This window comes from Jiangella mangrovi, assembly GCF_014204975.1.
In the GTDB taxonomy this organism is placed as follows: domain Bacteria; phylum Actinomycetota; class Actinomycetes; order Jiangellales; family Jiangellaceae; genus Jiangella; species Jiangella mangrovi.
Genome location: NZ_JACHMM010000001.1, coordinates 2,668,446 through 2,681,560, shown reverse-complemented (window position 1 = coordinate 2,681,560; position 13,115 = coordinate 2,668,446). Strand labels below are relative to the sequence as shown.

Below are 13,115 nucleotides of genomic sequence, written 5' to 3'. Positions count from 1 at the left end.
CACCCAGCGCCCACACCGGCACACCGCCCCGTCGAGCAGCACCCCGGCACAACCGATCCTGACAGAGAGATCATGGAGGAATCGGCCTTCTGGTCGCCTCGGAAGCCCGATTTCTCCATGATCAACCGGGGGTGGAGCGGGCGACGGGGAGGGGCTGTGGATAACCTTCAGGGTGGTTCGCCGGTTCGGGCGATGATCGGGCGGTGCCACGCCGACCCGTCATCCCAGAGCCGTTCTGCTCGCGGCCGTTCCGCGTCGCCGACGCGACCGCCGCCGGGCTGCCGGTCGACGTGCTCGACGGGCCGCGGTTCCGGCGGCCGTTTCATGGCGTGCGGATCCCGGCGGACCTGCCAGATGCGCTCGTGACCCGGTGCCGGGCGGTCCGGCTGGTCCTGCCCCGCGTCGTCGCGTTCTCCCACGAGACCGCCGCCCTGCTCTGCGACCTGCCCGTACCCAGCTTCGACGACGACCTCGACGTCATCGTCCCGCCCGGCGCCGTCGTTCCCCAACCGGCCGGGACCGACGGTCACGTCGGCCTGGACCCCGACACCGTCATCGAGGTCCACGGCCTGCCCGTCGTCGCGCCGGAACGCACCTTCGTCCACCTCGCCGCCACCTGGCGACGCGACGACCTCGTCACCCTCGGCGACGCCATGCTGCGCCGCTGGACCACCCCCGAACGCCTGCACGACGAAATCGCCGCAGCCACCCGCCGCCGCGGCATCGTCACTGCCCGCAACGCCCTCCGGCTGATCCGCCCCGGCGTCGACTCGCCCATGGAGACCCGCGTCCGGCTGCTCCTCATCGACGCCGGACTCCCCTGCCCCGAGGTCGGCGTCAACGTCACCGACCACACCGGCACCTGGCTCGCCCGCCCCGACCTCGCCTACCCCGACCTGAAGATCGCCATCGAGTACGACGGCGACCACCACCGCACCGACCAACGCCAATGGCAACGCGACCGCTACCGCGACGAACAACTCCGCGACGCCGGCTGGATCGTCATCCCCCTCACCGCCGACGACATCCTCCGCCACCCCCAACGCACCATCGACCGCATCCGCCGCTACCTCCACCTCCGCTCCACCCTCCCCGCCCCAGTTCATCATGGAGAAATCGGCCTTCCGGGCACCTCGGAAGCCCGATCTCTCCATGATCGACTCGGGTGAGGGGTGGGAGGCGGCGGCGCCGGTAGAATCGTGGGCATGCCCCCCACCTCTGCCGCGTCGCCGGCTGCTGCCTCCGGCGTCGCCGCCGAGGCGGCGCGGCGGCGGACGTTCGCCGTCATCAGCCACCCCGATGCCGGCAAGTCGACCCTCACCGAGGCGCTGGCGCTGCACGCGCGGGTCATCGGCGAGGCGGGCGCGGTGCACGGCAAGGCCGGGCGGCGCGGCACCATCTCCGACTGGATGACGATGGAGCAGGAGCGCGGCATCTCCGTCACGTCGGCGGCGCTGCAGTTCGAGTATCACGGGCACGTCGTCAACCTGCTCGACACCCCGGGGCACGCCGACTTCTCCGAGGACACCTACCGGGTGCTGGCCGCCGTCGACTGTGCGGTCATGCTGCTCGACGCCGCGAAGGGGCTCGAGCCGCAGACGCTGAAGCTGTTCGACGTGTGCCGGCACCGGGGCGTCCCGGTCGTGACGTTCGTGAACAAGTGGGACCGCCCCGGCATGCACGTCCTCGACCTCGTCGACGAGCTGGACCAGCGCATCGGGCTCAAGGCCACGCCGCTGAACTGGCCGGTCGGCGAGGCAGGCTCGTTCCACGGGCTGCTGAACCGCGACGACGAGACCATGACGACGTTCGAGCGGGCACCCGGCGGCACGCGCATCGCCGAGGAGCGCACGCTCACCGCCGCCGAGGCGAAGGAGCAGCACGCCGACGCCTGGGGGACGGCGCTCGACGAGGTGTCGCTGCTCGACGGCGTCGACATGGAGTCGTTCCTGGCCGGACGGTCGACGCCCATGATGTTCGGGGCCGCGGTGGTCAACGTCGGCGTGCGCCAGCTGCTCGACACCATCGTCGCGCTGGCCCCGGCGCCCAGCGCGCGGCCCGACGCCGGCGGCGAGCCGCGGCCGGTCGACGCCCCGTTCTCGGGGCTGGTGTTCAAGGTGCAGGCCGGCATGGACAAGGCCCACCGCGACCGCCTGGCCTTCGTGCGCGTCTGCTCGGGCCGGTTCGAGCGCGGCGCCGTCGTCACCCATGCCGCCACCGGCCGGCCGTTCGCCACCAAGTACGCCCGCACCATGCTCGGCCGCGAGCGTGAGACCATCGACATCGCCTACCCCGGCGACATCGTCGGCCTGGTGAACGCCAACGCGCTCACCGTCGGCGACACTCTGCACGCCGAGGGCTCCCCCGTCGCGTTCCCGCCCATGCCGTCGTTCGCGCCAGAGCACTTCGTCACCGCGCGCACCACCGACACCGGCAAGGCCAAGCAGTTCCGCCGCGGCATCGAGCAGCTCGCCGAAGAGGGCGTCGTGCAGATCCTGACGTCCAACCGGCGCGGCGACGGCGCCCCGATCCTCGCCGCCGTCGGCCCCCTGCAGTTCGAGGTCGCCACCGCCCGGCTCGGCCAGGAGTTCGGGGTGCCCATCGCGCTCGACTCCCTGCCGTACGGGCTGGCCCGGCGCACGGACGCCGACGGCGTGCCGGTGCTCGACGCCGAGGCCGGGGTCGAGGTCGCCGAGCGCCGCGACGGCGCCCTGCTGGCGTTGTTCCCGGACAAGTGGCGGCTCGCCTCGGTCGAGCGGCGCCACCCCGACGTCACCCTCACCCCGCTCGTCGCCGGCGCCGACTGACGCCGCTGCGCGCCGGTCCTGACGGGCGTCCGCACCTTCTATAAGGTGTGCGCCATGACTGCTCGGCCGCTCTCTGAACTCGTCGATCCGGGCTGGGCGAAGGCCCTCGAGCCGGTCGCCCCGCGCATCGCCGCCATGGGCGAGTTCCTGCGGGCGGAGATCGCCGCCGGCCGCACCTACCTCCCGGCCGGGCAGCACGTGCTGCGCGCCTTCACGCAGCCGTTCGACGCCGTCCGGGTGCTGATCGTGGGGCAGGATCCCTACCCGACCCCGGGGCACGCCGTCGGGCTCAGCTTCTCCGTCGCGCCCGATGTGCGGCCCCTGCCGCCGAGTCTGGTGAACATCTTCCAGGAATACTCCGCCGATCTCGGAAATCCCACTCCCAGCACGGGTGATCTCTCTCCCTGGGCCGATCACGGAATCCTGCTGCTCAACCGGGCTCTGACCGTCGCACCGAGAAATCCCGGCGCGCACCGGGGAAAGGGCTGGGAAGAAGTCACCGAGCAAGCCATCCGGGCGCTCGTGGCGCGCGGAACGCCAATGGTGGCCATCTTGTGGGGTCGCGATGCGAGAAATCTCCGGCCACTACTTGGTAACGTTCCATGTATTGAATCGGCCCACCCGAGCCCCATGTCAGCACGCAACGGATTCTTCGGGTCACGGCCGTTCAGTAGGGCGAACGAGCTCCTTCAGGGCCTGGGCACCGAGCCGGTCGACTGGAAGCTGCCCTGACGTACTCCGTTCACAAAGTGGGACACACACTTGTGCAACTAGCGTTCGATCATCGTATGCTTCCCCGCGCGGGCCCAAGGTGGTACTGTTTCCGCGGTTGCAGTAACAGTTCCTCGCACGTCCTTGAACGCCCGTGGGATGTTATCGCGGGCGTTTTTCGCTTCTCTGTGCCTCCAGCACTGTGGTAGCGGGAGACGGCGGCAGCAACCCGGGGGTCGCACGGTGCGGCCCTCGTCACCGTCCCGTAGGAGGACACGGCACATGGCACAGGGAACCGTCAAGTGGTTCAACGCCGAGAAGGGCTTCGGCTTCATCGCACAGGACAACGGCGAGCCGGACGTCTTCGTGCACTACTCGGCGATTCAGTCCGACGGCTACCGCACGCTGGACGAGAACCAGCGGGTGGAGTTCGAGATCACCCAGGGCCCCAAGGGCCCGCAGGCTGACGCGGTCCGTCCGGTCTGATCAACCTGTCACTCCGCTGCCCCCGTGCCTGCCCGCAGGCACGGGGGCAGCGGTGCGTCCGGGGCCGGACGCAGCGGACCGGCCGGCGTAGTGGTCCGTACCACTAAGGATTTCTTCGACCGTCCGTCCCACCCGCCGACTGCCTGCAACATCCTTGGTTACCGACGGGTTTAGCCGCACGTCACGCCGCGCCTCCGCGAGTACTCGATCGCCTCGCGAGAGCCGCCGCGAACGCCGTCGAGCCACACCCTCCAGGGGGCAGACGGACCGTTCTGTTCAGAAGGGGCTTGATAACGAACGGGCCGCTGTGATTCGGTAGTCGGCACGTGGTCAAGCAATCGCCACATCCGCTTCATTCTGGAGAGGTGTAGGCCGTGCAGACCCACGTTCTCGCAACGACGGACGACCATCAGCACCAGCACCAGAACGCTGACCGTCACGAACTGACCAGCGACCTCCTCCGCCAGGCGGCCAAGGCCACCGGCGCGGACCGGCAGCGTCTCATCGAAGAGGTCGTACTCCTTCATCTACGTCTCGCCGAGTCGATCGCCCGGCGGTACTACGGACGAGGCATCGAGCGCGACGACCTGGTCCAGGTCGCCAACCTCGGCCTGGTCAACGCCGCCAAGCGGTTCGACCCCGATATGGGCAAGGACTTCATCTCCTTCGCCGTCCCCACCATCACCGGTGAGGTCAAGCGCTACTTCCGCGACCACGGCTGGACGGTCCGCCCGCCCCGCCGGGTCCAGGAGCTGCACGCGCAGATCACCGCCGCCACGGCGGAGATCTCGCAGTCCAAGGGCACGGCGCCGACGCCGTCGGACCTCGCCGAGCACCTCGGCGTCGAGGTCTCCGACGTCCTCGAGGCCAGCGCGTCGCACGAGTGCTTCACGGTGGCCTCCATCGACTACCGCGGCACCGGCGGCGACGAGACCCCGCTCGCCGAGTCCCTCGGTGAGGAGGAGGACGGCTTCGACCGCGCGGAGGCGGTGGTGGCGCTGGCCCCGGCCTGCCGCGACCTCAAGCCCCGCGACCGGCAGATCCTGTACCTGCGCTTCTTCAAGGGCTGGACACAGCAGGAGATCGCGCAGGAACTGGGCGTGACCCAGATGCAGGTGTCGCGCCTGCTGGCCCGCATCCTCGGCCAGCTGCGCACCAAGGTGGGCGTCACCGAGGCTGCTGGGAGCACCCCGGCCGCCTGAGCCTGGCATCAGCACACGAACCGCCCCGGAGCCGGGTCTCCGGGGCGGTTCGCGCGTGTGACAAGCTCGGCAGCAGCCCACCCCCGGAGGTCCCCATGCAGTACCGCCGCATCGGCGAGGTTCAGGTCAGCGCCATCGGACTGGGCGGCATGCCCATGTCCATCGAGGGCCGGCCGGACGAGGCGCGCTCGATCGCGACCGTCCACGCGGCGCTCGACGCGGGCATCACGCTCATCGACACCGCCGACGCCTATCACCTGCTCGCCGGCGAGGTCGGCCACAACGAGACGCTCATCGCCAAGGCGCTGGCGAGCTACGGCGGCGACACGTCCGGCGTGCTGGTCGCGACCAAGGGCGGGCACCTGCGTCCCGGCGACGGCTCGTGGACGAAGAACGGCTCGCCGGACTACCTCAAGCGGGCCTGCGAGGCGTCGCTGAAGCGCCTGGGCGTCGACGCGATCGGCCTCTACCAGTTCCACCGGCCCGACCCCACGGTCGCCTACGCGGACTCCGTCGGCGCCATCCGCGACCTGCTCGACGAGGGCAAGATCCGCATGGCCGGCATCTCCAACGCGAACCCGGAGCAGATCCTGCTCGCGAACGAGATCCTGGGCGGCCGGCTGGTGTCGGTGCAGAACCAGTTCTCGCCGCGGTTCCGCAGCAGCGAGCCCGAGCTGGACCTGTGCGACCGCCTCGGGATCGCGTTCCTGCCGTGGAGCCCGCTGGGCGGCATCTCGCGGGCCGCCGACCTCGGGTCGGCGCACGGCGAGTTCACGCGCGTCGCCGAAGCGCACGGCGTCAGCCCGCAGCAGGTGTGCCTCGCCTGGATGCTGGCGAAGAGCGAGCACGTCGTCCCGATCCCGGGCTCGAGCCGGCCCGAGACGATCCGCGACTCCGCCGCCGCGGCCGACCTCGTGCTGACCGCCGAGGAGCTCGCCTCGCTCGACTGAGCTCCGGTCGCGGACGCCCCGACCCGTGGACGCTGCGTCGGCATCGCAACGGTGTGAGATCACTGCGCCGATGGTGTGAAGGAACTGTGGTCCGAACGACATCATCGCCACACCGACGACGCATGTGGGAGGCACCTCGCCCGCCTGAGAGCCGGATGGCGAGCCGAACCGGCCGCCATTCGGTCATTCGGCGGGTGAGGTGCTACCGATGCAAGTGAGGCCCGATGGTGCGCGCATCAGCCGGTCGATGTGAGATCTCTGCGTGATCTGGGTGGCGCTGCTGTCGCTGTGGCAACAGTTTCCTCACCCACTCAGCGCAGTGATCTCACACCGTTGCGAGGCCGTCAGCGCCCGAAAGGGCAGGAAGCCGCACCCCGCGACGGTCGCGCCGGCGCGGCGCTAGGCCAGGTCGGCCAGCGCCGGGCCGGCCAGCGCCGCACCACCGAGGCCGGTGAGCGCCGCGTCGCGGTCGGACATGGACGCCTCGAGGGCGTCGCCGATCTGGTCGTAGCAGCGCAGCGCCGAGCCCGGCACCAGGCGCTCGAGCTGGGCGCGCACGCCGATCTCGCGCGTGACCACGCAGACGCCGCCGCCCCGGGCCCGCACGCGCTCGTGCAGGCCCACCAGCGCCGTGGCCGCCGACGGGTCGACCGAGCCGGCGCGGCCGAGATCGACCACGACGTGACGGCTGTCGACGGAGTTGGCGGCCCAGCCGATCTCGTCGGCCGACGCCGCATCGAGGTCGCCGGGGACGGTCAGGATCGTGCAGCCACCGAAGTCGCGGGTCTGCACGGCGACGTCGTTGCTCACGGACGCTTCACCACCATCTGTTCGCGAAGCCGGGAACTCCACCCTGGTTCCCGCCTGGCTCCTTGGGGTCGGCACCGGAGTGCCGGTTGTCATCCGACGCCTACCTTTACTGAGCGTCGTTAGAGCTGTCAAGGTCCCCGTGGATCATGACGCGGACGCCACTCTGGCATGCCGGCCCGCGGGAAGCAAGATCCTTTGTGCCGGGGAAGGGACGGTACCACGCGGGATGCAACCCTGGGGGTCGTTCGGGCGTCTTGTCCTACGGCGAGCCGCTGCGTCACCGCCTCGCTGCCCGCCGTCGTCGTGACGATCACGCAGTCGCTGGACACGACCGTAGCCTAACCCCGTCGCCGCCGAGGTTGACACCGTCCACTCGGAAGCGAATACTCGAAGTCGAGTAATCGACATCGAGGAGTCACCATGGCCGCCACCCGCCCGTCCAACCCGCTGGCGCTGGCCGTCCTCGTGCTGCTCTGGGAACGGCCCATGCACCCGTACGAGATGTCGGCCACCCTGCGCGAACGGCGCAAGGAGGACAGCATCAAGGTCAACTACGGCTCGCTGTACTCCGTCGTCGAGTCGCTGATGAAGCGGGGCCTCATCGAGGCCACCGAGACGGTGCGCGAGGGCCGGCGGCCCGAGCGCACGGTCTACGCCATCACCGAGACCGGCGGGCGGGTCATGGTCGACTGGCTGGTCGAGCTGCTGAGCACGCCGAAGAAGGAGTTCACGCAGTTCGAGGCGGCGCTCTCGCTGGCCGGCGCTCTGCCGCCCGACCAGGTCACCGAGCTGCTCGGGCAGCGGCTGCGCAACCTGCGCTTCCAGCAGAAGGCCGTCGAGGCGATGTTCGAGGAGGCGCGGTCGGTCGGCCTGCCGCGGCTGTTCATGATCGAGTCGGAGTTCACAGCCGCGCTCCAGGCGGCCGAGATCGCCTTCGTCGAGCAGCTTCTCACCGAGTTGCGCGACGAGACCCTCGGCGGGTTCGCCATGTGGCGGCGCATGCACGAGCTGCGGGCCGACGGCGTCGCGCCGGACGAGATCGAGGCGAAGATCGCCGCGGAGTTCCCCGACGAGCTCGCCTTCGCCCAGCCCGACCGCAAACCCTAGAAGCCGCGACTCCCGGCCACGGCGCTGCAACACCACGGCCGGGAGCCCATCGGAAACCAGGAGCCGGAGACTCACCGGACGGATCGCCCCGACCCGGGATCCTGCACTCCCAAGGATACGGGCGACGCCGTGCGGCACCGGTTCCTTCCCATCGGAAGGAGCACCATGCACCACGCCATCGAGGCCGAGGGTCTCGTGAAGACCTACGGCAAGGGCGCCAGGTCCGTCCGGGCCCTCGACGGGGTCGGCTTCTCGGTCCCCGGCGGCACCGTGTTCGGCCTGCTCGGGCCGAATGGCGCCGGCAAGTCCACCACCACCAAGATCCTCACGACGCTGGCCACGCCCGACAGCGGCACCGCCGTCGTCGCCGGGCTGGACGTCGCGGCGGAGCCCGGCCGGGTGCGCCACGCCATCGGCTACGTGCCGCAGAAGCCGTGCTTCGACCCCACCGCCACCGGCCGCGAGAACCTCACCCTGCAGGGCCACGTCTACGGCATGGCGCGCGCGGACATCCGCAGCCGCGGCGACCAGCTGCTCGAGCGGTTCGGGCTCGCCGAGGCCGCGGGCCGGGTCACGAAGACCTGGTCCGGCGGCATGCAGCGCAAGCTCGACGTCGCGCTGGCACTGATGCACCGGCCGCGGGTGCTCTTCCTCGACGAGCCCACCACCGGGCTGGACCCGGAGGCGCGTGCGGACATGTGGGCGGAGATCTCCGGGGTGACGGCGGCCGACGGCGTCACCGTCCTGCTGACGACGCACTACCTCGAGGAGGCCGACCAGCTGGCCGACCGCCTGGTCATCATCGACCGTGGCCGCGTGGTCGCCGAGGGCACTCCCGAAGAGCTCAAGGGCGGTCTGCACGGCGACGCGGTCCAGGTCGAGCTGGCCGACGCGGGGCAGCAGGACGCCGCCCGGCGGGCCGTCGGCTCGGTGCCCGGCGTCGGCGAGATCACGGTCGACGGCGCCCGGCTGCACGCCCGCGTGGGCGACGGCGCCGCGACCCTGCCCGCCTTGCTGGCCGCACTGGAGGGCTCCGGTGTGCCGCTGGCCGCGGTGACCGTCGCCCGCCCGTCGCTCGACGACGTGTACCTGCGCCACGCCGGCCGGTCCTTCCACTCCGCCGACCGGACGGAGGTGGCGGCATGAGCGCGACCCACGCCCTGTATCTGACCGGACGGTCGCTGCGGATCCTGCGCCGCGAGCCCGTGTACCTGGCGTTCACGCTGATCCAGCCGATGGTCTGGCTGCTGCTGTTCGGCGCCCTGTTCGAGCGGGTCGCCGACCTGCCCGGCTTCGGCGACATCTCCTACCTGGAATACCTCACCCCCGGGGTGGTCGTCATGACGGCGATGATGTCGGCCGGGTGGGCCGGCACCGGGTTCATCGACGACATGAACCGCGGCGTCATGGACCGCAACCTCACCTCTCCGGTCAGCCGTGGCGCGCTGATCACGGGCGCGCTGGCCTACCAGGCGGTCGTGACGGTGGTGCAGTCGCTCATCGTGTTCGGCGTAGGGCTGCTGGCCGGGGCGCGCTACGACGGCGGTGTGGCCGGTGTGCTGGTGGTGCTGCTCTGCGCCGTCCTGCTCGCGGTGATCTTCGCGGCGCTGTCCTGCGCGGTGGCGCTGACGCTGCGGTCGCAGGAGTCGCTCATCGGGGTGTCGCAGTTCCTGGCGCTGCCGCTGGCCTTCCTGTCGACGGTGATGATGGCGCCGGCGCTGCTACCCGGCTGGGTCGGCAGCATCGCCCGCTACAACCCGGTCGACTGGGCCGCGCGGGCCGGCCGGGACGCGCTGCTCGGCGACCCGGACTGGTCCGCGGTGTTCGGCCGGGCCGGCCTGCTGCTGGCCCTGACCCTCGTCATGGCGTGGCTGGCGACCCGGGCCTTCCGGGCCTACCAGCGGTCGGTGTAACCGTCAGTGCGCGTGCCCCCACCAGGCCAGGTCGTGAGCGCTCATGCGCCGGGTCCGGTGGGCGCCGCGCGCGACGGTGGCGGCGGCCGGGCGCCGGGCGCCGCCGAGCCACCACGGGCTGCTGTAGGCCAGGCCGCGGTCGTTGCACGGGTGCTCGAACGGCGCCGGTGCGTCGTTCGGGTGGGACGGGTCGGAGACGCGGAGCACCACCCAGTCGCCGTCGGCCGGGTCCAGCGGCACGCTGAACCGGATCGGCTCCGGCCCGCCGGCCGTGGCGCTGACGATGTCGGCGACGGCGGGCACCTGCGGCCCGGGGCGCAGCACCTGGATGGTCACCGGCGTGCCGGCGAGGTCCGGGCCGAGGTCGAGGTCCACCTCGAACGTCACATCGCCCGTGGGCTCCGGCACCGGCTGCCCCATGGGGACGCCGTCGGCCGTCGCGGCGAGCGCCAGGCCGGCCTCGCGGGTGGCGAAGAGCCGCCGCGACAGCAGCGCCTCGCGGACGCCGAGGCGGGTCAGGGTGCGCAGCCAAATGCCGGCGCGGCCCTTGCCGGCCGCCGAGCCCCAGTTCGGATCGTGCTCGTCGGTGACCCCGATGATGCCGACCCGCCAGCCCGCGTTCAGGCAGGCCACGAGCGGCGACGCCATGCCGTCGCGGACGCCCTCGAACAGGTAGTCGTCGCGGCGGTTGAACAGCTCGAGGCTGACGACGCGGTCGGCGACCCGCTCGTCGTAGCGGAAGCCGTCGAACACGTCCGGCTCGCGGTTGGGGTGGTTGAAGCCGACCAGTGCGTCGGAGCCGCCGCCCTGCGCGTGTCCGGGGCGGCGCAGCATCCAGTCGTACAGGCGGCGCATGCCGGCGGGCTCCTGGTCGCGGACCGACGCGAGGAACCCGGCGATCTCGGCCTCGGTGAGCAGGGCGCCGAACTCGGTGCGCAGCAGCACGGCCAGCAGCTCCACCGGCAGCCCGATGCTCGCCAGGCCGTCCGCCGTCAGCCCGCCGGTGCGCAGCGGATCGACCCACTCCTCGCTGAACCAGACGTTCATGTGCCCGAGGTAGGGGCTGGACCACTCGAACCCGGACAGCGCCGTGTACCGGGCCGGGGCGTCGGCGTCGTCGGCCAGCGACCGCACCAGCTGCCAGCCGTCCTCGCCGAGGCCGAACAGTTCGCGGCACGGATTGCGCTCGCCGACGGTGCTCGGCACGGGCGCGCACACGTCACGGTCGAACGCCGACGCGCCCACCGTGTGGTCGGTCAGCGCCGCGACGTCGATGCCGGCCGCGCGCAGCGTCGTGTACAGCTGCGTGGGGTCGCCCATGCCGTCGGAGAGGTGGCTGTGGTTGTGCAGGTCGCCGTGGACCAGGTGCACGCCCGGGAACAGCGCCGAGCGCCGGGACGCGCCGGCGGCCCGGCCGGTCCAGAGCGGCTGGGCGAACGTCTGCGCCGGCTGCAGTGCGAGCACGGCGCCGGCGGCGAGGCCTCCTGCGAGCAGCGTGCGTCGGTCGATCCTCATGGCGTGCCCCCGGTATCCGAAATGTGAGGATCCAGGATGCGACGGTCGCGTGACCGGATGGCGACGCCCGGGCGAGCAGGACCCGTCGGGCAGATGACCGCGTCGGGCAGGTGACCGCGTCAGGCAGGCACGCCGAAGACGCGCGCGGCGGCCCGGATCCGCAGCGTCTCGACCAGAGCGGCCTGCGAGGTCGCCCGGTCGATGAGGCGGTCCAGCCGGCCGGGGTCGGGCCGGCCGCGGGCGGCCCCCACAGCGCGCAGCGTGCGCCAGCCGCTGGCCTTGCCCTCGATGCCCAGGCGCAGCATCTCGAGCTCGACCACAGTGCTCAGCGGCGAGCGGGTCAGCAGGTGGCCGTTGAACTTGAGCCGCCCGGCCAGCTCGGCGGCCGCGGCGGTGTAGAGCTTGTAGCGGCGGATCGGCACGTCCAGCTCGCCCATGATCGCGAGCAGGTCCGCGCGGTCGGCTCCGATCTCGTCGGCCAGCCCCGCCAGTGGCTCCTCCAGCGGCGTGCCGCGCAGGCCGCGGGCGAGCCGGCGGACCAGCTGCACTCCCGCCGTCGAGCCGGCCAGGTGGTCGTTGAGGTAGATGCCGAGCAGCTGGGGCTCCGGCCGGATGGGATCGTCTGCTGCGGACTCGGACACCGCGTCTCCTCCCGGTGGACGACGTGCGTCCGATTACCCGGTCCGGCGGTGCGCACACACCGGCAGGAGGAGATTGAAGGTTGCGACCCCGGCCTCCGCAGCGAACCGGGGCCGCAACCTGCACCCGACGTCGTCGTGGTACGTCGGGCGTTCTGGGGCCCTAACGGCCTGAACCGTCAGGGCGATTCTCGTTGTCGTTTCCGTTGCCGTTGCCGCCGCTCCCGTTGCCCTGGGAACCGCCGGCGCCGTTGGAGTTCTCGGAGTTGCCCGGGGCGTCGGTGCCGTCGTTCGGCTTCTCGGGCTTGTCCGGCTTCGCGGGCCTGTCCTCCTGCCCCGGGGGCGAGTCGGGTTTGCCCGGCGGCTCGTCGGGCTTGCCCTCGGGCTTGTCCGGGTTGCCCGGCTCGTCGGGCTTCCCGGGAGGTGTCTCCGGCTTACCGGGCGGCTTGGTCACCGGCGAGCCGGGGTCTTCGGTGGTGCCCGAGTCGTCCGGCTCGGTGGTGGCGGAGTCGCCGCGGCCGGAGCCGGGATCGCGGACGTCCTCGATGTCGGCGGGCTCCGGGGCGGGGTCGTCGCGCTGGAAGCTGATGGGCGTCACCGTCTCGATGAACGACTCCATGTGCGCCTGGGCGCCGCCGGGCAGCGCACCCGTGGCGGTGGCGGCGGTGAGGCCGGTGAACACGATCACCGCGCCGGTGACGACGCGGGCCCGAGGGCTGACGCCCGCGAGCCAGGATCGCAGCCGGTGCGGGGCCGGCTCCGGGAGGAGCGGGGCGGGCGAGATGCCGCTGAAGTCACCGCTGGCCATGCGCTGCGCGAGCTCGGCCGACGGCCGGACCGGCTGGCGCGCGGCAGCCCGCAGCTCCCCGACGGCGCCGGCCAGCGGCGCGAGTCCGGGCGTGACCGGGCGGCCGGCCAGCAGGGCCTCGACGGTGTCCTCGTCGAGCAGGTGGAGTGGAAGCATCTCGTCCCTGTG

General features: G+C 71.8%; 13 protein-coding genes. 9 read left to right on the top strand and 4 right to left on the bottom strand.

What is annotated here, in order from left to right; all coding sequences use genetic code 11:
* Window positions 1-203 precede the first annotated feature (203 nt).
* The 6 genes from HD601_RS35655 (at window position 204) to HD601_RS12470 (ending at window position 6,156) form a co-directional block, all read left to right on the top strand.
* Complete coding sequence (locus tag HD601_RS35655; protein WP_184822320.1) at window positions 204-1,169, top strand: DUF559 domain-containing protein; 966 nt, start codon at window positions 204-206, stop codon at window positions 1,167-1,169.
* 36 nt (window positions 1,170-1,205) lie between these two features.
* Entirely contained in the window at window positions 1,206-2,807 is a 1,602-nt protein-coding gene (locus HD601_RS12490) for a peptide chain release factor 3 (protein ID WP_184822318.1), read from the top strand.
* Window positions 2,808-2,861: 54 nt separating this feature from the next.
* Window positions 2,862-3,539 carry a uracil-DNA glycosylase gene (locus HD601_RS12485; RefSeq protein WP_184822316.1) on the top strand — a complete coding sequence of 226 codons (678 nt, stop codon included), beginning with the start codon at window positions 2,862-2,864 and terminating at the stop codon, window positions 3,537-3,539.
* Window positions 3,540-3,800: 261 nt separating this feature from the next.
* On the top strand, window positions 3,801-4,004 hold the full coding sequence (locus tag HD601_RS12480; RefSeq protein ID WP_069109710.1) for a cold-shock protein: 204 nt from the start codon (window positions 3,801-3,803) through the stop codon (window positions 4,002-4,004).
* Window positions 4,005-4,378: 374 nt separating this feature from the next.
* Window positions 4,379-5,206, top strand: a complete 828-nt coding sequence (locus HD601_RS12475) for a SigB/SigF/SigG family RNA polymerase sigma factor (RefSeq protein ID WP_221440885.1) — start codon at window positions 4,379-4,381, stop codon at window positions 5,204-5,206.
* Window positions 5,207-5,301: 95 nt separating this feature from the next.
* Window positions 5,302-6,156, top strand: a complete 855-nt coding sequence (locus HD601_RS12470) for an aldo/keto reductase (RefSeq protein ID WP_184822314.1) — start codon at window positions 5,302-5,304, stop codon at window positions 6,154-6,156.
* Window positions 6,157-6,555: 399 nt separating this feature from the next.
* Here HD601_RS12470 and HD601_RS12465 read toward each other — a convergent pair whose 3' ends face one another.
* A complete protein-coding gene (locus HD601_RS12465; protein ID WP_184822312.1) occupies window positions 6,556-6,966 on the bottom strand; it encodes an STAS domain-containing protein in 411 nt (136 codons plus the stop codon).
* A 420-nt stretch (window positions 6,967-7,386) separates the two neighbouring features.
* On the opposite strand from HD601_RS12465, the gene HD601_RS12460 reads away from it, so the two are divergent.
* The 3 genes from HD601_RS12460 to HD601_RS12450 all read left to right on the top strand — a co-directional run bounded on the left by HD601_RS12460 (window position 7,387) and on the right by HD601_RS12450 (window position 9,986).
* Window positions 7,387-8,073: a PadR family transcriptional regulator gene (locus tag HD601_RS12460; RefSeq protein ID WP_184822310.1), complete on the top strand. Its 687-nt coding sequence runs from the start codon at window positions 7,387-7,389 to the stop codon at window positions 8,071-8,073.
* A 165-nt stretch (window positions 8,074-8,238) separates the two neighbouring features.
* Window positions 8,239-9,219: an ABC transporter ATP-binding protein gene (locus HD601_RS12455; RefSeq protein WP_184822308.1), complete on the top strand. Its 981-nt coding sequence runs from the start codon at window positions 8,239-8,241 to the stop codon at window positions 9,217-9,219.
* A complete protein-coding gene (locus tag HD601_RS12450) occupies window positions 9,216-9,986 on the top strand; it encodes an ABC transporter permease (protein WP_184822306.1) in 771 nt (256 codons plus the stop codon). The genes HD601_RS12455 and HD601_RS12450 overlap by 4 nt, the downstream gene beginning before the upstream one ends.
* A 3-nt stretch (window positions 9,987-9,989) precedes the next feature.
* Here HD601_RS12450 and HD601_RS12445 read toward each other — a convergent pair whose 3' ends face one another.
* The 3 genes from HD601_RS12445 to HD601_RS12435 form a co-directional block, all read right to left on the bottom strand.
* Window positions 9,990-11,501 (bottom strand): CehA/McbA family metallohydrolase domain-containing protein, encoded by a 1,512-nt coding sequence (locus tag HD601_RS12445; protein ID WP_184822304.1) that lies wholly within the window; start codon window positions 11,499-11,501, stop codon window positions 9,990-9,992.
* Window positions 11,502-11,620: 119 nt separating this feature from the next.
* The gene (locus HD601_RS12440; protein ID WP_184822302.1) at window positions 11,621-12,142 is read right to left on the bottom strand and encodes a hypothetical protein; all 522 of its coding nucleotides are present in this window, start codon (window positions 12,140-12,142) and stop codon (window positions 11,621-11,623) included.
* A gap of 160 nt (window positions 12,143-12,302) precedes the next feature.
* The gene (locus tag HD601_RS12435; RefSeq protein WP_184822300.1) at window positions 12,303-13,103 is read right to left on the bottom strand and encodes a prolipoprotein diacylglyceryl transferase; all 801 of its coding nucleotides are present in this window, start codon (window positions 13,101-13,103) and stop codon (window positions 12,303-12,305) included.
* Window positions 13,104-13,115: the final 12 nt, after the last annotated feature.